The sequence below is a fragment of the Galliscardovia ingluviei genome (genome assembly GCF_014635685.1).
GTDB classification, from domain to species: domain Bacteria; phylum Actinomycetota; class Actinomycetes; order Actinomycetales; family Bifidobacteriaceae; genus Galliscardovia; species Galliscardovia ingluviei.
In genome coordinates, this window is the sequence record NZ_BMDH01000004.1 from 67,192 (window position 1) to 91,551 (window position 24,360).

Below are 24,360 nucleotides of genomic sequence, written 5' to 3' on the forward strand. Positions count from 1 at the left end.
CTAGTCTGTACTCTCCTCAGTAGGCAATGGAGTTAGTCTCGGCTCTTCATGAGCTTTCGACCAAGAAAATCGGTAAAAAATTGAGAATTGTTGCGGCACATCATCAATTCCACCGCGGCTCCATGGTCGACACCTGAGTAGCCGTAAGACAGTTAGTACACTACCACGAGCTGCACCAAATCGGCGCAGTGCGGTTAATGCATAGTTGGAACATGTTGGATAATATTTACAACTTGGTCCAAATAATGGTGAAATTCGACGTTGATACCAGCGAACAGCACGGATAAGACCTTTTGCGGCTATACTCTGAATACGTTGCGCATGCTGTGGATACTGCGTATTATTCCCAGTACATTCTTGTACCATACTCATATTCAGTGCACTATCTACTCGGTATGTATTACGAGATATGAACCATGCATAAATCATACATATGCATGTATCACTTGTGTTAATCTGCTACTTGTTATTCGCTGACAGTGTGTTTTGCAGATTCATGCTTTGTAGCTTTGTGAGCAATGCTCGTAAAAGTACGTGCGATTTGCTGATCAAGCTGCGCAAATGACACATGGTTCGCTGTTGGTTTTGCGCGAATAACGACATCACAATACTGTGGTAATAGCGTCTCATAGTGCTTTGCTAACACCCGCAGTCTGCGTTTGACATGATTGCGCGCCACAGCATTACCAACGGCTTTAGAGACAGCCAACCCAAGCCGACGTTGTGTGTCTTCAGCGCACTCTCGGCGACACACTTGCGGCTTTTCTGCAGATTGAATCTCATCAATCTGTTGATTCACTGATCGGATATGAAAATGGACCACAAGATCCTTACTGGATACTTTGGTCCTAGTTTTCAAAACCGTTACAAAGTCACGGTGACTCTTAAGACGCTGCAACTTACCCCCGCACGACTGTGCTGTTCATGTGTATAGTGCAACTGCCGTATCAGGCGGACAGTACCTTGCGTCCCTTTGCGCGACGACGGTTGATCAGGGCGCGACCTGAACGTGTACGCATGCGAGCGCGGAAACCGTGCTTCATATGACGACGGCGATTATTTGGCTGGAATGTCCTTTTCATATCTGCTCCCGTTTATTGGCCATGTCCGGGCATGGCTCCCTCATGAGTCAAGCCTTTCTAATGTACACATAGCGCAGGACGGTGTCAAACTCAATGTCGATAGATAAAGCCTTACACCATATAGCGTGTCGCGCAAATATCGCACTTCTTCACCCTACTACCACATCCAATACATAACTACATTTAGGTTTTCTCAACGGTGAATTCACTATATATTCCACTACTCTATGCAGGTGTAAAACTGTACAATGCAAGTTATCCACAATTTGCATTTTTCTGGGGATTTGCTATATTTTGCAACACGCGAACATGTGGATAACTCTGTGAAATTAGCGTATAAAAGACTCTACTAGGCGTATTATTGTGCATAGTAAACACAGGGACATACCACTTTGCATGAAGATAGCTACCACCACTGTTAGCTAATTTGTATACCCTACAAGGAACTGTATGCACCCATAGGAGCAATGCTCCTACGCCATGCCACGCTACGGACAGTACACAGGTCGAAGGTTTGAAGAAGGAGACGCTTATGGACCAGCTGGATCAGCACAATGCTTCGCCAGCCGATAATGCTGCTCGCATTTGGACCAATGCGAGCGCAAGCCTTCGCGCCAGCGGATTACTTACTCCACGCGAATTAGCCTGCGTGGATGATATTTCGCCGGTTAGTGTATTCGATTCAATGATTGTGCTCAATGCTTCTAACGAAACTACACGATCTACTGTCGAACAGAAGCATGAAGTCATGGAGGCTTTACAGGCAGCTAATGGCGGTATTCCATTAACCCCATTAATTAAAATTGTGCCACCGCGTCCATCATTGGCACAGCGCAACGCAATGCGAAAGTCTCCTACCCAAGCTCCTGCACAATCGTCGCAGGGTGGCCAACAGTTACCAAACCAATCTATAAATTCACAGCCTGTACAGCCACAATCTGCACAAGTACAACAGTTTTCCACTCCTGTACAACAATTCGGCACGCAAGTACAAGATGCTGGCAATATTCAGCCAACTAATATGCAACCAAGCTCAGGCGTTACTCAGTATGCAGATTCTGGAGTAGGACAGCCAAGCAGCCAAGCACAGTCTTTTAATACTCAGCAGCAACCGCAGCAATTCAACGCGCAGCAATTCGCACAACCTAATACTTCGTATGCTGTGGGTTCAGCGCAGCCATCCCAGTCAGCAGCGCCTGCTCAGCCACTTCATGCAGAACAGCCAATACATTGGCAAGGCTCTAGCGCTGCTACCACCCCTAGCACCGCTGGAGCATATACTCAGCCGTCGGGTAATACCAATCCTCATTTTGTTCAGCAGCGCTTTGACGATACTTTGCCTCTTAGTGGCAATGATGACAGCAGTTTATCTCCGCTCGAGCTCAATCGAGGTAAGAATAAAACAACCCGTGACAAGCTCACGCATCTTGACGTCAATGCCACCTTTGCAACCTTTGTACCGGGCGACTCTAATCGTTTCGCCCACAGTGCCGCCCTTGCTGTTGCAGAATCTCCCGGAAGAACCTTTAATCCGCTATGTATTTATGGCGGTTCTGGGCTTGGTAAAACGCATTTGCTTAATGCTATTGGCAATTACGCACTCAAAGAAGACCCGACGCTTAAAGTGCGCTATGTCAATTCAGAGGAATTTATCAATGACTTTATCGAGTCACTACAAGGATCTGCACAAACAGGCGGCATTATTACTGAGTTCCATCGCCGCTATCGCGAAGTAGACGTGCTGCTTATTGACGATATCCAATTCCTTGGAGGCAAGGGAGAAACGCTACAGCAGTTCTTCCATACGTTCAATGCCTTGCACAGTGCTAATAAACAAATCGTTATTGCCTCCGATGTGGCTCCAAAGAATCTTAAGGGCTTTGAGGAACGTCTTATCACTCGATTTGAATCTGGGCTATCCGTAGATGTGCTTCCACCAGATTTAGAGACACGCATTGCTATCTTGCGCATGAAAGCGCAAATTAGCGGCTTGGATATTCCAGAGGATGCTCTCGATTTTATTGCAGAGCAAGTTACTGATAATGTGCGCGAGCTTGAGGGCGCGTTAACACGTGTAACCGCTATGGCGAGTTTGAATGATCAGGTGATTACACGTTCTTTGGTGCAGCAAACCTTGCAGGACTTCTTTACTGCAGAGGTGGAGATTCGTCCAACAGATATTATTAATATCGTTGCCACTTATTTCTCTGTTTCCTTTGATGAAATTGTTGGGCCTTGGCGAGCTAAAAACGTGGTATTTCCTCGCCAAGTAGCAATGTATTTAACTCGAGAACTTACTAGTCAGTCACTTCATGATATTGGATTAATTTTTGGCGGCAGGGATCATTCTACAGTAATGCATGCGTGTAAGAAGATTCAAACTGCCATGTCTCAAGAGCGCGAAGTTTACAACTATGTCACTGAGTTAACAAATAAGATTAAGCGACAGCCTACAGCTAACCATTAAGTCTTAAGCTTTAGGATATTTTGCTACGCGAACTTTTATTTACGTTGCAATTACAATATTTCAACATATCCTCTTATGAGATTGAGCACGCTCTTGCAACGCATATTGTATTGTAAATATCGTTAAAGAGCAGCATTGTATGTTGTTCATATCACTCAATTTTAACGTAAATTTTTTTGTTTAGTTTACCGATTAACATCAAGAAGCACAGCTGACAATATCATTCTTGCTCAATAGTTTATCAGCTCAGTAGTCTATGAGTAGCAGGATTCGAGTAGTACCTTGCATACTGATGACATCGGATATGCGCACTTCACGTTGTGAGAATAACTCCGAGTATAACATGTGTATAGGTTGTTAATCTATTGTGGAAAACAAGTTGATAACTTGTAATATCGTTGCAATTACAAGGTTAATCCTGTGGATAACCATGTTTATATACTGCGTAAAACTTATGGAAAACGCTTTACAAATACTTTATGCGCTAAAAGTGCTTAGATTCTCTGCAAATTTTTTGCTGCGACACACCCGGTGCTCTTATGTTTTGCACTAATTTATACACATTTCTTCCACTTTATCGGGTTTTTTCAGCGGAGAACCTCGTTGAAAACTTGACTTTGCCAGTGTATAGGCTGTGGAAAACTTCACTCAAATTGTGGAAAACTTAAATTGCTCAAGATTCAGTGGAAAACTACCCTACTTATCCGCATCATTTCAACATTTCTTCCACATACAACATACGCTATACAACCCTATAATTAGCAATGAAAATCTGAACTTATCCACAATTTCCACCACACTTATTATTACTACACTCTCTTATATCTATATTTTATAATCATCATAATCATAATGCGATAACAGCCTTGAATTTCATCCTCATTTTTGCGCTACACTAAACACAGCAGCAATTGAGCAAAGGAAAGCAATGAAAGTTGAAGTCAATACACAAGCCCTTGCTGAAGCAACAGCATGGACCACACGAGTTATTCCATCACGTCCAGCATCTCCAATTCTTTCAGGTGTTAAACTAGAAGCATTCAACGGAGTATTGCAACTATCTGCTTTTGATTACGAAATTTCCTCTCGTCATCACATTGAAGCAGGCATTGACGAACCAGGAACTGTAATTGTACTCGGTAAACTACTCACTGATATTGTTAAATCTCTTCCAGAAGAAGTAACAACATTACAAACTGATGATACTCGCCTGACGATTAGCAGCGGTAAAACATCATTTATTTTGCAATTGATGCCGGAGCAAGACTACCCTGATCTACCTGTAGTACCACCAACATTAGGTACTATTGACGGACAGGTCTTTGCCAATGCTATTGCACAAGCTTCAGTTGCTGTAGCTCGCGAAGAAAATCGTCCAGTACTTACTGGCATTCATATGCAATTTACCGGTGAACAAGTAGTATTAACAGCTACGGACCGGTTCCGCCTATCTCGAGCTACTTTCAACTGGAGTCCACAAAACCCTGATATTGCAGTACAAACTTTGGTCCGAGGCGCCTATCTTAAAGATATCGCCCGTTCTCTCAATACTGCACAAGATCTTACCCTCGATTTTGCACCAGACGCGCCAACGCTAATGGGATTTGAAAATGACGGACGCAGTTCTACTGTACAGCTTATTGATGGCGAATTCCCGACGGTAGACCGCTTATTTGCAGACGAATATCCTATTCATGCAGTTATCGAAAAGCAACTGTTACTTGATGCCATTCGCCGTGTAGCACTTGTAGCAGAGCGCAATGCTCCAATTCGCATGGCTTTTAATGGCGATGAAGTATCACTTTCTGCAAGTGGTGATGAACAATCCGGTCATGATGTGCTCCCAGTTGATCTTGATGGTAATGAAATTATGGTTGCTTTCAATCCAACATATTTGGTTGAAGGACTTTCTGCTATTCGTGAGCCGTACGTGCGTATGAAAATGACAGATTCGCTGAAAGCAGTTGAGTTTAACGGTCAACAAGAGGCAACGGGTGACGAATCATTAGCATACCGTTATCTGCTCGTGCCAATGCGTTCTGCAGAATAACACTATAGTGGGGTTGGGAGCACACACCAGCATGAATAGCCCCACTACTATTTGATATTCAAAGCAATTCACTATCGATGCGGGTTTGGTTCATACCAGCCCGCATTTGGCTATGTAGCTATTCGACTATTGCTGTAGATTGTTTCTGACTACTACTGCTACAGCGTTATGTAATACAGCAGATAGATTCTAATTGCCCTACCCTATTAGCTCCATTATGGTTATAATATGGGCTGTTATAGGCAAACAGGAAAGTTGCATACGATAGGCAATATCAATAGATAAGGAAGATAGTGTATCTTACAAGACTTGCATTAGACGATTTTCGATCGTGGCAAAACTTACTTATTGATGTTACGCCTGGTATTACCGTACTCTATGGTGCCAATGGTCTTGGCAAAACTAATATTGTTGAAGCGATCGAAGTACTTGCAACAGGAACAAGCCATCGTGCACACAGTACCATTCCACTAATTCGTGCAGGACAGCAAAAGGCTACGATTCGTGCCAACGTTATCAATAATGATGAGTCTCAAACCACATATGAGATTTCACTTGCTGCAAAAGGCGCCAACCGAGCGCGTATTAATGGCGGCAAATCCGTATATATGCGTGATGTTGTAGGGCAAATCCCAGTAGTAGCGTTTGCGCCGGATGATCAGCAATTAGTTACCCAAGATCCTAGTTTACGAAGATCGTTTATCAACCAAGCAGGAGCACTACTCAACCCTGATTATTACGCCATATTGCAACAATATATGCAGGTTGCTAAGCAGCGCGTGGCATTGCTAAAAACATTGCAGCATCAGGATGAAGGTTTTGATATTAGTGCGACCTTACAAAATCTTGAGATTTGGACTGGGCAATTTATTGAGCTTGGCTTGCGTCTGACCCTCGCACGTGAGCAGATTATACATCAACTTGCAGAGCCATTTACACGTATCTATAGCCGGCTCACCTCCGGAGATACGAGTGCCCGCATAATCTATGCTCCATCTTTTGAAGAAGTTCAAGAGCAGACGCCTCAGGAGTCTACATTTCAAGGGTCTTATCACCAAGAAACCGTGGGCAGCGAAGACATTACAGAACACGATATTCAATCCATCAAAGCAAATATTAGTGAGCATTTTAGGAGAATTTACGCTGGCGAAGTTGCCAGAGGACAGAATTTAATTGGTCCTCACCGCGATGATGTACTTATTGAGCTTCACGGGTTTTCGGCAAAAGAATATGCATCAAATGGCGAGGCATGGACACTGGCACTTGCCTTGAAAATGGCGTTATGTGAGGTTCTTGAGCAACAGCTGCAGAGCGAACCCATTATTATTTTGGATGATGTGTTTGCACAACTTGATATGAATCGACGTGAGCAGATTATGGAATTTGCTCAGCAGAAAACCCAAGTATTCATTACGATGGCAGCTCTTCGCGACCTTCCAGATGGTATGGAAGCGCAGTTGATTGATGTCGAGCGATGCGCGCAAGAACAGATTGCCAGTCAGCACGATGAGATGATGCATCTTGTTGCAAACATGGTCAAGCAGAAGTCTCAGGAGCAAGCATAGCAATGAGAACACCTCCTATTGCACAAGTGCTTCATCTCGATCAAAGAAAACTTGCAGCACAGGTATTTGAACGCTATGCGCAGCGTGCCCAACTCTATGAAGAGCGACGCAAACGTGCACAATTAGCATTAGAGCAGTTTGGTGCACCTGGTAGAGATCCTGAACAACTGGGTAATGTGTTGCAAACGCTTGCAGGACAGAGTGCGTGGAAACCACATTTACTACTAGCCCAGTTAAATAACCATTGGGATCAAGTTGTTGGCAAACAGATTGCACAATATTCACGTGTAGACTCGTATGTTGACGGGGTGCTGACTATTCGTGCAAATTCGCCAGTATGGGTATCACAATTGACCTACTTAGTGCCGCAAATTGAGCAGACAATAGCAAAAAAATTAGAAGGCTTGCCTTTAGAAAAAGTGCAGATTACGGGACCTGGCGTGGGGCGTAAACGCTCTCGATACATACATTCTTGGCGATAGCTCTCTAACACATGGAGGTCTTTGCTACCTAGTACCCTATTACTTCTAGGATTAATGCGTGAATAGACCCTTTATAACGCGATTTTGGGGCAATTCACTTTGAATCAGTCCCATACATGCTCCGTTGATGAGGCATTGGCAGGCATACTGTCGGCGCCAGCAAGGAGTGATGGCAGGGATCTACAGAAAGGATAGGGTGTGACAGACCTGACTCAAGAGCCATCTGAACAAGTAGAACAGCCAAGTAATCTACAAGATGGTCAGTTAGACGGCACCATGGCACCTGAGCATTACGAAGCAAGCGATTTGAAGGTCCTCGAAGGGCTGGAAGCAGTTCGTATTCGACCAGGTATGTATATCGGTTCAACAGGACCGCGCGGCTTACACCATTTAGTCTATGAAATCGTTGACAATTCCGTCGATGAAGCACTTGCCGGCTATGCATCACATATTGAAGTAACTTTGCTTGCTGATGGTGGTGTGCGTGTAGATGATGATGGTCGTGGTATTCCAGTAGATGAAGTGCCAGGCGAAGGCATTAGCGGCGTTGAAGTCGTGATGACCAAGCTCCACGCTGGCGGTAAATTCGGCGGTGGCGGCTATGCCGTTTCAGGTGGTTTGCATGGTGTTGGTATTTCTGTAGTGAATGCCCTGTCTACACGCATGGAAATTGATGTGCGCCGCCAAGGATTCCACTGGCATCAGAGCTATAAAAATCAACACCCGGTAGCGCCATTGCAACAGGGTGCACCTCTTAATGATGGTGAATCCACTGGTACTAGCGTAAGTTTCTGGCCAGATGCCGAAATTTTTGAAACAACACATTTTGATTTTGAAACTTTGCGTTCGCGCTTCCAGCAAATGGCCTTTTTGAATAAGGGGCTGCGTATTTCTCTGACTGATTTGCGCGAACTTGATCAAGCTGGTGATGAGGTAGCAGGTGACGGTGAAAACGTTGCTGAAGAGCTGCATCGCACGGTGAGCTACTGCTATGAAAACGGTATTAAAGATTATGTAGATTACATGGTTAAAACCCGTAAAACAACGCCAGTAGTTGATGAAATTATTGATATTGAAGCAGAAGACCTGAATGTTGGTATTTCTGCCGAAATTGCCATGATGTGGACCAGTGCCTATTCAGAGTCAGTGCACACGTTTGCTAACACCATCTCTACTACAGAAGGTGGTACTCACGAAGAAGGCTTCCGCGCAGCACTCACTGGTTTAGTCAATCGCTATGCTCGTGAAAAAGGCATTTTGAAAGATAAAGATGAAAATCTTTCTGGCGACGATGTGCGCGAGGGCTTGACCGCTGTTATTTCAGTTAAGCTCACTACCCCACAGTTTGAGGGACAGACTAAAACAAAGCTGGGTAATCCTGAAGCTAAAACCTTTGTACAGCGCGTAATGACTGAGCGTTTGGGCGATTGGTTTGACGCGAACCCAAGTTCTGCAAAAATTATTGTGCAGAAGGGCATTGAAGCAGCGCGTGCACGCATTGCGGCTAAGAAAGCTCGTGAAAGCACCCGACGCAAGTCTATTTTTGAAACGGCAGGCATGCCAGATAAGCTCAAGGACTGCCAGTCAAGCAATCCAGAAGAGTGCGAACTCTTTATCGTGGAGGGTGATTCTGCAGGCGGTTCCGCAATTCAGGGTCGCAACCCTATCACACAGGCAATTTTGCCATTACGCGGTAAGATTTTGAATACAGAGCGTGCTTCTTTAGACCGCATGATGAAGTCAGACACCATTGAGTCATTAATTACTGCTATTGGTGGCGGCTATGGTGAAGACTTTGATATTTCTAAAGTGCGCTATCACAAGGTCATTATTATGGCTGATGCTGATGTCGATGGCGCTCATATTGCAACCTTGAATCTTACGCTGTTCTTCCGCTATATGCGCCCAATGATTACCGCAGGATATGTGTATGTGGCAATGCCACCGCTGTATCGCTTGAAGTGGACTAAAGGTGCTCATGACTTTGTATACACCGACGCAGAGCGTGACCGTGTACTTGCCGAAGGTCGTGCGGCAGGACGCCAGCTGCCAAAGGGCGAAGGTATCCAGCGATACAAGGGTTTGGGTGAGATGAGCTATCAGGAATTGTGGGAAACCACTATGGATCCAGAGCATCGTATTTTGAAGCAGATTCATATTGAAGATGCTGCTCAAGCTGATGAAACATTCTCCATGCTGATGGGTGACGAAGTAGAGCCACGACGATTGTTCATTCAGCGTAATGCTCGTGATGCACGATTTATTGATGCGTAAGGATAAGTGAGTTCTGTGGCAGACGATATGAATACTCCAGAAAATACGGAAAATAACGAACAAACCGAAAATAACGGCTCAATGAATGAGCAGAATAATGCTGCGCAGTCTGGGAACAATGAGCAGGCTGTTCATAGTGAGCAGGCTGGAGAACAGTACGGTTTCTCTGGTTCTACGGAACCGCTCAGCCCACAAGAAGCAGATAATACCGATTATGGTCTGCTTGCTGGCGAGCGTATTCAGCCCATGGATTTGCAGCAGGAAATGCGCGAATCCTATTTGGCATACGCACTTTCGGTGATTGTTGAGCGCGCGCTACCAGATGTGCGCGATGGTATGAAGCCAGTACATCGCCGTGTAGTATACGCGATGTATGATGGCGGCTATCGTCCAGATCGCGGGTATAACAAGTGCTCTCGCGTGGTCGGCGATGTGATGGGTAAATATCACCCTCATGGCGATGCTGCAATCTATGACACTCTTGTGCGTATGGCACAGCCTTGGGCAATGCGCTATCTACTCGTAGACGGTCAGGGTAATTTTGGTTCTCCTGGCGATGATCCTGCAGCAGCAATGCGTTATACCGAATGCCGTATGGCACCATTAGCCATGGAAATGGTACGTGATATCGACAAAGAAACTGTTGATTTTGTACCGAATTACGATAGTAAAACACAAGAACCAACAGTTCTTCCAGCACGTTTCCCAAATCTGCTCGTCAATGGTTCTGCAGGCATTGCCGTAGGCATGGCAACTAATATTCCTCCGCATAATATGCGTGAGGTTGTTGCTGGCGTGCACTGGGCATTGGAGCATCCTGAAGCAAGCCGAGAAGAGCTGTTAGAAGCACTTATTGGCATTATTAAGGGACCTGATTTCCCAACTGGCGCGACAATTCTCGGTCATAAGGGTATCGAGCAGGCATATCGCACTGGACGCGGTTTAATCACTATGCGTGCAGTGGTTAATACCGAAGAGATTAACGGGCGCATGTGCTTGGTAGTTACCGAACTGCCATATCAGGTTAATCCTGACCGTCTTGCTCAGTCTATCCGTGAAGGTGTGCGCGATGGCAAGATTCAAGGTATTGCCGATATGCGCGATGAAACTTCCGGTCGTACTGGTCAGCGTTTGGTGCTGGTATTAAAGCGTGATGCAGTACCAAAGGTAGTGCTCAATAATTTGTACAAGCACTCGCAGTTGCAGCAAACTTTCGGCGCTAATATGCTGGCATTGGTTGATGGTGTGCCACGTACATTAAGTCTTGACGCATTCATTCGCCATTGGATCACGCATCAGCTTAATGTGATTGAACGCCGTACTCGCTATTTGAAGCGCGAAGCAGAAGAGCGCGACCATATTTTGCAGGGCTATTTGAAGGCTCTGGATATGATTGACGAAGTTGTGGCCTTGATTCGCCGCTCTCCAGACGTTGATTCTGCTCGTCAAGGTTTGATTGAATTACTTGATGTCGATCAGATTCAGGCTGATGCAATTTTGGCAATGCAGTTGCGTCGTCTGGCGGCTTTGGAACGTCAAAAGATTATAGACGAGCATGAAGAGTTGCTGCGTAAAATCGCTGATTACAATGATATTTTGGCAAAGCCAGAACGTCAGCGTGCTATTGTCGGTCAAGAACTTGATGAAATCGCTGATAAATACGGCGATGAGCGCAGGACTAAGATTTTGCCATACTCAGGCGAAATGAATATGGAAGATCTGATTGCCGAGGAAAATGTGGTGGTTACGGTCACTCACTCCGGCTATATTAAGCGCACCAAGGCTGATGAATATCGTGCACAGCATCGTGGCGGTAAGGGCATTAAAGGCGCTAAATTGCGCGAGAATGATGTTGTCGATCACTTCTTCTTAACTTCCACGCATAACTGGCTACTCTTCTTCACTAATGAAGGTCGCGTGTACAGAATTAAGGGCTATGAAGTTCCTGAAGGATCTCGCGATTCTAAGGGCTCTCATGTGGCTAATCTGCTGCAGTTGGGTCCAGATGAGCATATTCAGCAAGTGCTGTCTATTCCAAACTACGAAGTTGCCGATTACTTAGTACTAGCAACACGTAGCGGCAAGGTAAAGAAAACTCGATTGAGTGAATATGATTCTGCTCGCCAAGGTGGTTTGATTGCTATTCGCTTAAACGAGTTAGAAGATGGCACTACTGATGAACTTGTAGGCGCAAACCTGTGCAAGGCACAAGACGATATTATTCTCGTCTCTAAGCTTGGAATGAGTTTGAAATTCCAGGCTGATGATGAGCAGCTGCGTCCAATGGGTCGTCAAACTGCAGGCGTTCAAGGCATGAAGTTCCGCGAAGGTGACGAATTGCTAGCCATGGATGTGGTTTGGGGAGACAGTGATAAAGACCTGCTGGTAGTCACTAATGAAGGTTTTGCTAAGCGCACAGCAATCAATGAATATCGTTTGCAAGGGCGTAATGGTTTTGGCGTGAAAGCTGTAGCATTACCAGATGGTCGCGGTAGCTTGGTGGGCGCATTGGTAGTTGATGAAGCTGACCAAGTCATGGCAATTATGAAGAGCGGCAAGGTCATTCGCTCGGATATTGCCGAAGTCAAGCGCACTGGGCGTAATACTCAAGGCGTCACTCTTGCTAAGCCGGATAAAGGTGACGAGATTATTTCTATTGCTCGCAATGCAGAACATGATGATGAAGATGAATCAGCTGCACAATCGTCCGAAAATGCTGATAATCTCAATGCATCGGAAGAAACAAGTCAAGTCCAGCAGGTAGCTGCACAAACCACTGAATCAGGTGCTAAGGAGTAGGACTGATGAGTGAAGAACAAGATAATGAACAAGCTCGCTCTGAGTCTATATCAGACTCCAATGAGCACGCTCACCAGGGCAGAACGGTTGCTTCTGGTTCAGCTTCACTAAATTTTGATGCTGATGCTATTGCTCAACATGCACAAGTTCATACCCCACAACAAGATGAGCAATCACAAGAGTCTGATGCTGAGCAGCAAGAAGTGCATCCTAATCGTGTGGTGCGTCAGACTGCATCCCAGCCACAGCCGGTATCGTTTAAGCCAGCAGGTGCCGAAGCTGACGCTCCTCACAAGGGTAAGGGTTTTGACGGCTCATCACGTGATAAAGGCAAGTCGGAAGTACCTCGTGCTCGCCGTATGAAGCTTTCGGTGACTCATGTCGATCCATGGTCAGTAACTAAAGTTTCATTCTTGCTCTCTATTGCGCTAGGTGTTATTCAGCTTGTTGCTGTTGCTCTGGTATGGGTATTGCTGAACTCTATCGGACTGTTTGATAATATCACGCAGCTGGTGTCTACTACTGGCCTTGATAGTGGCAATATGGATATTGGCAGCCTCTTTAGCTTAGGTACAGTGCTGAGTGCTACAACGATTTTCTCTATTGTAGAAATTGTGCTGCTTACTGTACTCGCTACCATTGGAGCGTTCTTATACAATATTGTGAGCGCACTAGTTGGCGGTGTTCATGTCACGCTTGGTGATGATTAATCGCTGTGTAGCGCTTAGCTAGGTATTTTTAGCTAGGCTACCTGATTACGCGATTACATAACGCATAGTAGTTGCAGGATGTGTACAGGGTCTCGTTCTATGTTCTATGAACTGAACTGAGACCCTGTTCTGTATGGAGCACCTATATATAGCTCGTGTTCGCGGGCTCTGTTTTTATGATATATATCACGTATGCGAAGGTTTATGGCGTCATTTCAAGGCAAATTCGCGCAACTTTTGACGCTGTAAGAAAACTTATCTCATTAGCATACAAAAATGATGTACAACCTTAGAATAATTGATAGGTTTACATATATACATTACTAACGAACTCTAATAAGAAACTGTCATTTAGTGTAGGCTATGCGGTTGGGGAGGATATATGGGACATCATAATCCATTGCGTGATTCGCGTGATTTGCGACTGCCAAGAATTGCTGGCCCATGCTCATTAGTGATTTTTGGCGTAACTGGCGATTTATCAAGAAAAAAGCTGTTGCCAGCAGTATATGATTTAGCCAGTAGAGGATTATTACCTGCGGGATTTGCACTGGTAGGCTTTGGTAGGCGCGAATGGAGCGATGAAGACTTCGTAGCCTATGTCGAGCGTTCTGTGCGCGAGCGTGCACGCACACCATTCGATGAAGATACATTCCGTCATCTTGCCGAGGGCATGCGCTTTGTGCGTGGCGAATTCGATGATGCTGCAGCATTTGAACAGCTGTCAAAAACCGTATCTGAACTTGATCGTTTGCGCGGTACCCGCGGCAATCATGCGTTCTACATGTCTGTTCCACCAAGCGCTTTCCCTATTGTTTCGCGTCAGCTCGCTGACTCCGGTTTGGCGAAGTCTGATAAGGGAGCTTGGCGTCGCGTCATTATTGAAAAGCCATTCGGACATGATTTGCAAAGCGCTCGCGAACTAAACCGTGTAGTTGCTGAAGTATTTGATCCGGATTCAGTATTTAGAATCGACCACTACTTGGGTAAGGAAACCGTACAGAATCTACTGGCACTGCGGTTTGCTAATACTATGTTTGAGCCAATTTGGAATTCAAACTACGTTGATCACGTGCAAATTACCATGGCTGAGGATATTGGTATTGGCTCCCGCGCTGGATATTTTGATGGTATCGGTATTGCTCGTGATGTTATTCAAAATCACTTGTTGCAATTGCTGGCATTAACTGCAATGGAAGAGCCAGTTTCCTTCTCTGCAGATGATTTACGAGCAGAGAAAATTAAGGTACTTTCTGCTGTACGCCTGCCTGAAGATTTGTCACTGCATACCGCGCGTGGTCAGTATAGTGCAGGATGGCAGGGATCTGAGCAAGCTGTTGGGTATCTGCAGGAGCAAGGTGTGAATCCTGATTCCACCACAGAAACCTATGCCGCGGTGCGTCTTGATATTGATACAAGGCGCTGGGCTGGTGTGCCGTTCTATTTGCGTACTGGTAAGCGTTTAGGCAAGCGTGTAACTGAGATTGCAGTAGTCTTTAAGCGTGCTCCGCATCTGCCATTTGAACAGACTTCAACATCAGAGCTTGGAGAGAATGCTATTGTTATTCGCGTCCAGCCAGATGAAGGCGTTACCCTGCGCTTTGGTTCTAAAGTTCCAGGGACTGCTATGGAAGTGCGCGATGTCAATATGGACTTTAGCTATGGCAATTCCTTTACTGAGGCTTCTCCTGAAGCATATGAACGCTTGATTTTGGATGTGCTTCTTGGTGAGCCACCGCTGTTCCCGACAACTAAGGAAGTTGAGCTTTCTTGGCAAATTCTTGATCCAATTGAGCAGTATTGGGCAACTCTCGGTCAGCCTCAAGCATACCGTGCTGGTACTTGGGGTCCGAAGGAAGCTGATGAAATGTTGGCTCGAGATGGTCGCTGCTGGAGAATGCCATGATTATGCCATGGTTATTGGTATGACTTGGATATGCAAACAATAGATACGCGTAGAACCGTATAAGCCGTATAGAGCATTGAATACATATTTTAGGATTGGAGAGGCATCATGATTGTAGATTTGCCAGGTACCACTACTGCGCAGATTTCTCAGCGTATTGATGCTATGCATGAAGAGCGCGGTGAGGCAGCACAGGGGCGCGTGCTCACACTGCTGATTGCTACTACTGATAATCGTTTGGAAGAAGCGCTGGAAATAGCAAATGGTGCTAGTCGTGAGCACCCATGCCGCGTAATTGCAGTAGTCCCTCACGAAGATTCCGATGACGGACATTTAGACGCACAGTTGCGCTTCGGTGCTGATGCTGGTGCAGGTGAATGTATTGTATTGCACCCAACCGGTGCATTGACCCAGCATTTGGATACTTTAGTTATTCCACTGCTAGTACCAGATGTGCCAGTAATGGCATGGTGGTTGGGTGAAGTTCCCGAAAATCCATCGCTTGAGCCACTTGGTGCTATTGCCCGTAGTCGTATTACTGATGCGACACATAGCGCTGATCCGGCAGCGGCTTTTGCTGCATTGCGTGCAAACTGGAATGAACGCGATACGGATCTTTCATGGACAAGGCTTACTATTTGGCGTGCTCTGCTGGTGTCTATGCTTGATCAGCCTCCATATACTGCTATTCGAGAAGTTACGGTACAAGGTAGCCACGGTAGTTTGCCAGTAGATTTGCTAGCTTCCTGGTTGGCGCTAAAGCTGCAGGTGCCAGTTACTATTGATCGCGATGCCGAAGGCGGATTGATGGGAGTTGTATTCCACCGTGAAGATGGTGATTTGAGTATTCGCCGCACTGGCCCATTTGATGAGCAAGCTGTTATTGAACAGCCTGGACAGATGGATCAGCATTTATCTATGCCTAAGCGTTCCCTTGAGGAGTGCTTGAGTGAAGAAATGCGCCGTTTGGAACCCGATGTTGTCTATGGCGAGGTACTTGCTGAGGGGTGGAATCTCGTAAATCATGACTAATATGTCACAACCACAGACAGTAGTGCAGCGCATTGCCCCTGATTATCAGTCTTTAGCCCAGATAGCACCGGGAATTACTGAGCAGGATTACCAAGCGCAGCATCAGGGAGAAGTAGTACGTGAGTGCATGGTCTACGCTTCTCAACAAGATATGTGGCAGGCTTTAGCATTGCGTTTGCTGGATACACTTGCTGATATTTTGAGTAAACAATCTCGCGCTGATATTGCTTTAACCGGCGGTACTGATGGTAATGGCATGATGCGTGTGCTTGTTGATATGCTTCATCATCAGCGCAGCGTTATAGAGCAAGTTGAGTGGTCACGTGTGCATTTATGGTGGGGGGACGAGCGCTATGTTGATGCAAATGACCCCGACCGTAATGCTTTACAAGTACGCCAGGAGATGCTTGACGAGCTTGTAGCAGTTGGGCTACTTCCAGAAGATAATATTCACCAGATGCCTGCAGATTTAGGTAATGGTGAAGAGGGTCTTGATGCGCAGGCATTGGCATATGAGCAAGAATTACACGCTGAACTTGGCGATAAAGCATGTCTTGATTTAGCTATGTTTGGTGTGGGTCCTGATGGGCATTGCGCTTCGCTCTTCCCTAATGCTGCTGAGTTGCGAGCTGATGGTTGGGTGTCTGGAGTGCGTAATTCGCCTAAGCTACCGCCATTGCGCTTGACATTAACTGTGCCTTTTATTCGCCAGTCTCGCCAAGTGTGGTTCTGTACTTCTACCGCTGGTAAAGCACAGGCAGTGCAACGTGCTTTGAGTGGCGAAGCCCGTGCGGATACTCCAAGTTCACTGATTGACGGAGTAGAGCGTACACTATGGTTAGTTGATCAGGACGCCGCATCGCTGCTCTTGGCATGAAGTTATCGTAAGGTATTCTTAGATAGTATCTCATAGCATGCTGCGTGATGTGCAGTGCGTCAGCATACAGTGTATTAGTGAATAAGTATTACATAATATGGGCAGATAGCAAAGCCTAATTGAAATATCTTGCAATGTGCCTGTGATACGATTTCAAATAAGACATAAGCTGAACGCCGTGCTCAGTGTATTCGGGTATAGCTATTGTTATCTAACTGGGTATCATAATTCAGGTTGGATGAGTAATGGTGGAAGCATATGGTTGATATAAAGAAGAAGATTCGTAAATCGCCAGAAGCACGCAAGCAGGAGATTATTGAAGCGTCAGTAAAACTGATCAGTGAACGTGGATTCAATGGTATTTCGTTGCGTGATGTTGCTGATGCTGTGGGCATAAGTCAGCCTGGACTACTGCACTATGTTGGTAATAAAGATGGCTTGCTTTCCCTGCTTATTACTGATATTTACGATATGACTGGTACTCCTTCTGATTTTATGAAGTCTGGTTTGCCGGGCTCAGATCCAGAGGGTATGCATTTCCCCGCATATTTGCGTTTTTTGGTACGGCATAATGCGCATCGTAGGCAAATGGTGCAGTTGTATATGGTGCTTGAAACAGAATCATTCAATATCGATCACCCATTACATAAGTATTTCGAGCATCGTCCTGAGGAAGTGTGGAAACATTATTCCCAATATTCGTGGAAGCTCCCTCCAGGAATGCAATGGGATGTGCATATGAGGCCGTTTGTGCGCAAGTCTATTGAAGCAATGGATGGTATTCAGTTGCGTTGGCTTCGTCAACCGCCTATTGATTTTTATGATGAGTGGGTTGATTTTGAGCGTATATTATTCCCCTCACCTCAGTGGGATGGATATAAGTGATACTTTTTAAGACACGCCGTTGTCACTTATCTAATAAGTAGTATATAAAATTTTTGATGGTGTAGTTTTGCTGGAATATCAAGTGTTCTTGATATTCCAGTTTTTCTTTCTAAAAAAATGTATTTCTAATTAAGATTTTTTTGTTTGCCAAGTTTTGCATTTTGATTTATTATTCATTTATCTACTAAACGTTCGGTAACAACGGAGTTGTACGTTGCTAACGTCCAAACGCCCAGTAGTGTCAGTGTTGACTGTTGGATGGAGGTCATTGACCCATGAGTACTGCTGTAATATCAAAAGAGGAGCGACTTGCTGCTCATAATGCTGCAATCGAAGCAGCAGATAAAGATCCAAGCTTATCTCCTGCAACTGGTTTGCCAGTATCAAAAGCAAAACTTACTCGCTTTGGCGCAGGCTTTTTAATCTTCGGCATTCTGTGGATGAGCGGTTTGGGTATTGTATCCGCAGTATTGCTGCCAATGCAGTATAAAACTATTGAAGGCGCCAACCCAGATGCGCTCGTCGGTATTGTTAATGCATTTACCGCTGTCGCTTCCCTAGTTTCTAACTTGATGTTTGGAAACTTCTCTGACCGCACCCGCTCGCGCTACGGACGCCGCACCCCATGGATTATTTTTGGTGCAGCATTGGGCGGTGTAACACTTTTCTTAACTGGTACCACACATAATGCTGTATTGCTGACATTCTGGTACTGCTTGTGCATGTTTGGCTTGAACTGCATGATTGCGCCAATGGTTGCTATTCTTTCTGATCGCATTCCTTCTGGTGTGCGCGGTACGATGAGCGCTTTCTACGGCGCTGGTGCCACAATTGGTGCTCCAATTGGCACTATGCTTGGCGCGTTCTTCATTCAGAATCTTCTGCCTGGCTTTGCAGTGGCTGGCGTGCTGATGTTCTTGGGTGGCGTTGTTGCTGTACTGATTATCCCTAAGGAAGAATCAGCTGATTATTTGCCAGCTTCACAGACTGGTTTCAAGGAAGTTATTATGAGCTTCCGCCCTCCAAAATTCTCCACTGCGCATGACTTCTACAAGGCATTTGCAGGTCGTTTCTGCATGCTGATTAGCTATCAGATGATTAACGTCTATCAGCTGTATATTATTCAGAACTGGATTGGTCAGGATGTCAAGCAGTCAGGTATTACAATTGCTACTGTTTCTACAATTACCATGGTAGTGTCGTTGCTTGGTTCCTTTATTGCAGGACCTGTTTCCGATCTTATTGGACGCCGTAAAGCTCCGGTTATTGTTTCTTCTGTACTCTTCGCTATTGGTATTGCCATGCCTTGGTTTATCCGTTCTTCTATGGGTATGTTCCTCTTTGCAGCTATTGCAGGTCTAGGCTATGCAGTCTATTCTGCTGTTGATCAGGCGCTGCTCGTTGATGTGCTGCCAAATAAAGAAGAAGCTGGTAAGGACCTTGGTATTTTGAATTTGGCAACTACTTTAGGTCAGATGTGTGGCCCAATTATTATGAGTAGTATTGTGGTTGCTGCTGGATACAACTTCGCATTCCCGGTAGCTATTGCACTTGCCATTATCGGCTGCTTCTTCATTATGATTATTAAAGGCGTGAAGTAATCAACTGTATACATTGAGAAAGCAAGAAGAATAACACTTCTCAATACCATTCGGCTGTGCTTCGGATAGCTTAGTTTCAAACCTCGGCATATCGGAAGCACAGTCTTACAACAATCTTATATAACAACTATTAGATAAAACGATAATCTGCACCAATGAAGATGTGAAATCGAATATATAGTAGATAAGGAAAGCATAATGACTACGTGGATTTCTTCTACCCCACAAGAACGTTTGCAAGTACAACATATTGACGCTGCGCAAGTAACTTCATCGCAGGATCTGCAATTAGACGGCAACTCATACCAAGCTATTCGCGGTTTTGGTGGTTGCTTTAATGAACTTGGTTGGCTGGCGTTGCAAACAGTAGGCGAGCAAGAACGCAATCAGATTATCAAAGAATTATTTGATCCTGAGGAAATGAACTTCACCTTCAACCGTGCGCCAGTTGGTGCTAATGATTTTGCCGATCACTGGTATAGCTACGACGAAGTAGAAGGCGACTACGAGCTTAAGCATTTCAGCGTAGAACGTGACGAACAAGTGCTTATCCCTTATATTCATGCGGCTCAGCAGTGGCAGCCAAATATGAAACTTTTTGCCAGCCCATGGTCTCCTCCAACATGGATGAAGCGTCCAAAGGCTTATAACTATGGCCGCTTGGTTATGACACCGGAAAATCTCAAAGCCTATGCTCAATATTTTGTTAAATATATTCAGGCTTATGCAGAACATGGTATTGCTGTAAACCAGTTGCATGTGCAAAATGAAGTATTTGCTGATCAAAAATTCCCAAGCGCACTCTGGGATGCTGAATCTATGAAAGTCTTTATCCGTGATTATCTCGGTCCTGCATTTGAAGCCGCCGGCTTAGATACGGATATTTGGCTGGGTACTTTGAACGGTCCAGAAGATATGGCATTTACTGGCGGTTACGGCATGAAGCTTGATAATTACAACCGCTATGTCGATGAAATTCTTTTTGACGATGACGCAAGAAAATATATTAAGGGCATTAGCTATCAGTGGGCAGGACGTGCTGCAATCCAGCGCACACACGCTTCTTGGCCAGAAATTGAGCTTATCCAGTCTGAATCAGAATGCGGCAATGGTGAAAACACATGGGAGTATGCGGAGTACGTATTCCATCTAGTAAATCATTACTTCCGCAATGGTGCTACAGCATATACCTACTGGAATATGATTTTGGATGATCAGGACTCTACATGGGGTTGGTGGCAGAATTCACTGTTTACTATTACTGCTGATACCCATGAAGTTCGCCGTAATCCAGAATATTATATTATGCGCCACTTCTCGCAGTATGTGAAGCCTGGTGCTACAGTGCTGGGTACTACAGGTCACTTTAACTCCATGGGTATCGCGTTCCGTAATCCTGATGGAAGTTTGGTTGTGGTAGTACAGAATGCCCTTGATCATGCTATGCCGTTTACGTTTGCAGATCCTGAACATAACGAGCACAGTGTGCAAGTGACGCTTGAAGCACGCTCAATCAATACCTTTGTTGTGGACTAAACGCTTATTGAAACGTTGAAAGTTAATTCAATGAAAATTCGGTAACAGAGCAAGTAAAGGAATACTATGAGTGTGCAAGAAGTAGATCATATCCTCTTTGGCGCAGCATACTATGACGAGTATGTGCCAGCACAGCTTGACCGCATTGATGACGATATGGCAATGATGCAAGAAGCTGGCATCAATACTATTCGTATCGCAGAATCAACATGGAGTACCGAAGAACCGCAGCCTGGCGTATTTGATTTTTCGCATGTGGATCGTGCTTTGGATGCGGCACTGCGCGCTGGAATACACGTCATTGTTGGCACACCAACTTACGCCGTACCATCGTGGTTAGTGCGTATGCACCCTGATGTGCTAGCAACAACAGTCAGTGGCGAAGGCAAATACGGCGCTCGCCAAATTATGGATATTGTTAATCCAGCGTATCGATTTTACGGTGAACGCATTATTCGCAAGTTGATTAGTCATGTAGCACAGCATCCTGCAGTAATTGGCTACCAAGTTGATAATGAAACCAAATATTATGATTCGGTTTCTCGTGACATGCAAGCATTATATGTGAAGTCTTTGCGGGAGCAATTCCATGATGATTTAGATGCAATGAACGAGGCTTTTGGACTTGACTACTGGTCAAATCGCGTAGATGCCTGGGAAGATTTTCCAGATGTGACGGGCTCTATTAACGAGTCAATTCGCGCTTCATTTGACCGTTTTCGTAGGGAGCAGGTTGCCCAGTTTTTGGCATGGCAAGCGAGTATTGTGCGCGAATATATGCGTGATGATCAGTTTATTACGCACAATTTCGATTTTGAATGGCGCGGATATTCGTATGGTGTGCAGCCAGCGGTTGACCATTTCAAGGCTTCGCAGGCCATGGATATTACTGGCGTGGATATTTACCACCCGACAGAAGATCAATTAACTGGCAAAGAAATTGCTTTTGGCGGTGATATTACGCGCTCCACAAAGAACGGGCGTAATTACATTGTGCTGGAAACTGAGGCGCAAGGTCAGCACGGTTGGTTGCCATTCCCTGGACAGTTGCGACTTCAAGCCTATTCACATTTGGCCAGTGGTGCCGATGGTGTAATGTATTGGCATTGGAGTTCGATTCATAATTCCTTTGAAACATACTGGAAAGGCCTGCTCAGCCACGATTATGAACCAAACCCAACGTATCGTGAAGCGGCTGTATTCGGGCGTGAGATTGCCCAGCCTCAAGTGCAACGCAGTTTGATTCATCTGCAGAAAACTAACCGCGTAGCCATTATGGTCAATAATGAGTCGCTGTCTGCACTGGACTGGTTCCGCATAGAAACAGGATTCCCTGATGGTGTTGGTCCTGCTTATAACGATGTGTTCCGACGTGTGTACGATGCGCTATTCGAGCTGAATGTGGAATGCGATATCGTGCCAAGTGATACGAGCGCCAAGCGCCTGTCACAATACAATATGATTATTGCACCGGCATTATATTGTGCTGCACAATCCACGCTTGATACCTTGCGTAATTTCGTAGCCGATGGCGGGCATTTGATTGCAACATTGCGCTCTTTTGTCGCCGATGAAGAAGTAAAAGTCTGGCATGATCGCGCCCCTCATACGCTGGATGATGTGTTTGGCATATCGTATAACCAGTTCACTCGTCCGCGTGATGTGAGTGTGGTGTATCAGGGTGCTTTGCAGTCTCTTGATAATGCTGATGGTGTTGATATTGCTAGTAGTGCTGATAATGCCGATAGTACTCAAGCGCAAGTGTTGATTGAATTGCTCAAGCCTGCATCTGATACTGAAGTATTGGCGCGCTATGGGCATTATGCTTGGTCAGAGTATGCGGCAATTACACGTCGTACATTTGGTAAAGGCGATGCTCAGTGGATTGGCACTTTCCTCGATGCCGATGCTATGCGTGATGTTTTGCGCGAGGCAGTGATTCGCGCGGGTGTAGTCGATGAGCAGGTCTTGGCGCTCGCTGGCATAGTGAGCGTTCGTCAGGGTATCAATGTTCAGGGTCAGCAGATTACCTATATGCTCAATTACAGTGCTGAGCCCGTGCATGTGGCAAGTCCAGTTGCAGGTACGGTGCTTGTTGGCGGTAAGCGTGTAGTCTCTGATGGCACTGCTATTGATGATCCTCAGGCTGGTCCTGCCGTGGGTACAGCGCTGGTTCAAGGAGATGAGCTTAGCATTGGACCTTGGAATGTCGTTATTCTTGCAAGCGAGTAACAGCCAATGGTAGCTGTCAGTAACTCATAATCGGGTCCAGTACTGATTCTGTGAATACAAAACTAGCATGTGCTCAGTGTGGTTGTGTGGTTTACATATTTAGTTTATGTACACAATTGCACTGAGCATTCTATTTAAAATCACTCCAGAGTGGTTCTGGGAATAATACTTGCTCAATAGACTGCCACATTGCTGTTAGATCAAGTTCTGGATTGCGTAGCCAGCGCAATTGCATGCCATCCATAGCGCAATATGCTGCTGAACATGTAGCGACGACATCCACGCCCTTAGGCACTTGCCACTGGATTGAATGTAAATCGCTTAATCCTCTCTTTTCGCGCTGTTGGAAATACTCATGTGCTGGATGATCTGGGTTAATAGCCTCAGCGCTTAAGGTAGAAAACATATGCACCAGCATGGGGCGCTTGGCATTTACTGCAACAATTTCGCGTAGCATTGCTGGCAAGTGTGGTTGCTCCATAGCTTGATAGCGCTGTGTAATATCATCAGTTTGCACATCATACGTGCCGGCGAGCGCAAGAGAAAGCAGCCCTTCTTTTGAGCCGACATAATGTAAAACGCCCGCTTTGGTAAGTCCTACTTTGGTGGCAATTTTTTGTAAGGAAGTTCCATAAAAACCAAGTGTGCCAAAGTATTCGATAGCAGCTTGGAGAATGGCTTCTTTGCGCGTCTGCTCGGCTGTATCGGTATTGGCTAAATCATGGTTATGTTGTGTTGTCATATTCTTCCTTCCGTGCTTCCCATAGTATGGATGCACTATTGGACGGTGCAGTACAACAGTATCGCATACTTGTGAAGATTACTTATAAAAGTATGGTTTTGGAGTTGTATCAGGGTGTTA

The 24,360-nt window shown here is 45.4% G+C and carries 18 protein-coding genes; 14 read left to right on the plus strand and 4 right to left on the minus strand.

Annotation, left to right across the window (positions count from 1 at the left end; all coding sequences use genetic code 11):
- The 3 genes from yidD to rpmH form a co-directional block, all read right to left on the minus strand.
- On the minus strand, positions 1-312 hold the full coding sequence (gene yidD / locus IEU85_RS07110; protein ID WP_229714828.1) for a membrane protein insertion efficiency factor YidD: 312 nt from the start codon (positions 310-312) through the stop codon (positions 1-3).
- A gap of 154 nt (positions 313-466) precedes the next feature.
- Entirely contained in the window at positions 467-898 is a 432-nt protein-coding gene (rnpA, locus tag IEU85_RS07115) for a ribonuclease P protein component (RefSeq protein ID WP_188355569.1), read from the minus strand.
- Between the two features lie 49 nt (positions 899-947).
- On the minus strand, positions 948-1,082 hold the full coding sequence (gene rpmH, locus IEU85_RS07120) for a 50S ribosomal protein L34 (RefSeq protein ID WP_093961566.1): 135 nt from the start codon (positions 1,080-1,082) through the stop codon (positions 948-950).
- Positions 1,083-1,614: 532 nt separating this feature from the next.
- On the opposite strand from rpmH, the gene dnaA reads away from it, so the two are divergent.
- The 14 genes from dnaA (at position 1,615) to IEU85_RS07190 (ending at position 23,498) form a co-directional block, all read left to right on the plus strand.
- Entirely contained in the window at positions 1,615-3,549 is a 1,935-nt protein-coding gene (gene dnaA / locus IEU85_RS07125) for a chromosomal replication initiator protein DnaA (protein WP_229714823.1), read from the plus strand.
- A gap of 928 nt (positions 3,550-4,477) precedes the next feature.
- Positions 4,478-5,599: a DNA polymerase III subunit beta gene (gene dnaN, locus IEU85_RS07130; RefSeq protein WP_188355570.1), complete on the plus strand. Its 1,122-nt coding sequence runs from the start codon at positions 4,478-4,480 to the stop codon at positions 5,597-5,599.
- Positions 5,600-5,892: 293 nt separating this feature from the next.
- Positions 5,893-7,164, plus strand: a complete 1,272-nt coding sequence (recF, locus tag IEU85_RS07135; protein ID WP_188355571.1) for a DNA replication/repair protein RecF — start codon at positions 5,893-5,895, stop codon at positions 7,162-7,164.
- A gap of 2 nt (positions 7,165-7,166) precedes the next feature.
- Entirely contained in the window at positions 7,167-7,646 is a 480-nt protein-coding gene (locus IEU85_RS07140; RefSeq protein WP_188355572.1) for a DciA family protein, read from the plus strand.
- Positions 7,647-7,922: 276 nt separating this feature from the next.
- Entirely contained in the window at positions 7,923-9,920 is a 1,998-nt protein-coding gene (gene gyrB / locus IEU85_RS07145; RefSeq protein ID WP_188355598.1) for a DNA topoisomerase (ATP-hydrolyzing) subunit B, read from the plus strand.
- Between the two features lie 81 nt (positions 9,921-10,001).
- On the plus strand, positions 10,002-12,719 hold the full coding sequence (gyrA, locus tag IEU85_RS07150; RefSeq protein ID WP_188355599.1) for a DNA gyrase subunit A: 2,718 nt from the start codon (positions 10,002-10,004) through the stop codon (positions 12,717-12,719).
- 128 nt (positions 12,720-12,847) lie between these two features.
- Positions 12,848-13,429 carry a DUF3566 domain-containing protein gene (locus IEU85_RS07155; RefSeq protein WP_229714829.1) on the plus strand — a complete coding sequence of 194 codons (582 nt, stop codon included), beginning with the start codon at positions 12,848-12,850 and terminating at the stop codon, positions 13,427-13,429.
- Positions 13,430-13,811: 382 nt separating this feature from the next.
- Entirely contained in the window at positions 13,812-15,335 is a 1,524-nt protein-coding gene (zwf, locus tag IEU85_RS07160; protein WP_188355574.1) for a glucose-6-phosphate dehydrogenase, read from the plus strand.
- A gap of 108 nt (positions 15,336-15,443) precedes the next feature.
- Positions 15,444-16,367, plus strand: a complete 924-nt coding sequence (locus IEU85_RS07165; RefSeq protein WP_188355575.1) for a glucose-6-phosphate dehydrogenase assembly protein OpcA — start codon at positions 15,444-15,446, stop codon at positions 16,365-16,367.
- A complete protein-coding gene (pgl, locus tag IEU85_RS07170; protein WP_229714824.1) occupies positions 16,360-17,244 on the plus strand; it encodes a 6-phosphogluconolactonase in 885 nt (294 codons plus the stop codon). The genes IEU85_RS07165 and pgl overlap by 8 nt, the downstream gene beginning before the upstream one ends.
- Before the next feature lie 258 nt (positions 17,245-17,502).
- Positions 17,503-18,129, plus strand: coding sequence for a TetR/AcrR family transcriptional regulator (locus IEU85_RS07175; RefSeq protein WP_188355576.1), 627 nt, complete (start codon positions 17,503-17,505; stop codon positions 18,127-18,129).
- Between the two features lie 275 nt (positions 18,130-18,404).
- The gene (locus tag IEU85_RS07180) at positions 18,405-19,730 is read left to right on the plus strand and encodes an MFS transporter (RefSeq protein ID WP_188355577.1); all 1,326 of its coding nucleotides are present in this window, start codon (positions 18,405-18,407) and stop codon (positions 19,728-19,730) included.
- Between the two features lie 198 nt (positions 19,731-19,928).
- Positions 19,929-21,266 carry a glycoside hydrolase family 30 protein gene (locus IEU85_RS07185; protein WP_188355578.1) on the plus strand — a complete coding sequence of 446 codons (1,338 nt, stop codon included), beginning with the start codon at positions 19,929-19,931 and terminating at the stop codon, positions 21,264-21,266.
- Between the two features lie 66 nt (positions 21,267-21,332).
- Positions 21,333-23,498 carry a beta-galactosidase gene (locus IEU85_RS07190; protein WP_188355579.1) on the plus strand — a complete coding sequence of 722 codons (2,166 nt, stop codon included), beginning with the start codon at positions 21,333-21,335 and terminating at the stop codon, positions 23,496-23,498.
- Between the two features lie 130 nt (positions 23,499-23,628).
- Here IEU85_RS07190 and IEU85_RS07195 read toward each other — a convergent pair whose 3' ends face one another.
- Positions 23,629-24,240, minus strand: coding sequence for a TetR/AcrR family transcriptional regulator (locus IEU85_RS07195; protein ID WP_188355580.1), 612 nt, complete (start codon positions 24,238-24,240; stop codon positions 23,629-23,631).
- Positions 24,241-24,360: the final 120 nt, after the last annotated feature.

Excerpts from the sequence above, each read along its gene's own strand:
- rpmH (WP_093961566.1), bottom strand. The coding sequence starts at position 1,082 with ATGAAAAGGACATTCCAGCCAAATAATCGCCGTCGTCATATGAAGCAC.
- dnaA (WP_229714823.1), top strand. The coding sequence starts at position 1,615 with ATGGACCAGCTGGATCAGCACAATGCTTCGCCAGCCGATAATGCTGCT.
- dnaN (WP_188355570.1), top strand. The coding sequence starts at position 4,478 with ATGAAAGTTGAAGTCAATACACAAGCCCTTGCTGAAGCAACAGCATGG.
- IEU85_RS07140 (WP_188355572.1), top strand. The coding sequence starts at position 7,167 with ATGAGAACACCTCCTATTGCACAAGTGCTTCATCTCGATCAAAGAAAA.
- gyrB (WP_188355598.1), top strand. The coding sequence starts at position 7,923 with ATGGCACCTGAGCATTACGAAGCAAGCGATTTGAAGGTCCTCGAAGGG.
- gyrA (WP_188355599.1), top strand. The coding sequence starts at position 10,002 with ATGAATGAGCAGAATAATGCTGCGCAGTCTGGGAACAATGAGCAGGCT.
- zwf (WP_188355574.1), top strand. The coding sequence starts at position 13,812 with ATGGGACATCATAATCCATTGCGTGATTCGCGTGATTTGCGACTGCCA.
- IEU85_RS07165 (WP_188355575.1), top strand. The coding sequence starts at position 15,444 with ATGATTGTAGATTTGCCAGGTACCACTACTGCGCAGATTTCTCAGCGT.
- pgl (WP_229714824.1), top strand. The coding sequence starts at position 16,360 with ATGACTAATATGTCACAACCACAGACAGTAGTGCAGCGCATTGCCCCT.
- IEU85_RS07175 (WP_188355576.1), top strand. The coding sequence starts at position 17,503 with ATGGTTGATATAAAGAAGAAGATTCGTAAATCGCCAGAAGCACGCAAG.
- IEU85_RS07180 (WP_188355577.1), top strand. The coding sequence starts at position 18,405 with ATGAGTACTGCTGTAATATCAAAAGAGGAGCGACTTGCTGCTCATAAT.
- IEU85_RS07185 (WP_188355578.1), top strand. The coding sequence starts at position 19,929 with ATGACTACGTGGATTTCTTCTACCCCACAAGAACGTTTGCAAGTACAA.
- IEU85_RS07190 (WP_188355579.1), top strand. The coding sequence starts at position 21,333 with ATGAGTGTGCAAGAAGTAGATCATATCCTCTTTGGCGCAGCATACTAT.
- IEU85_RS07195 (WP_188355580.1), bottom strand. The coding sequence starts at position 24,240 with ATGACAACACAACATAACCATGATTTAGCCAATACCGATACAGCCGAG.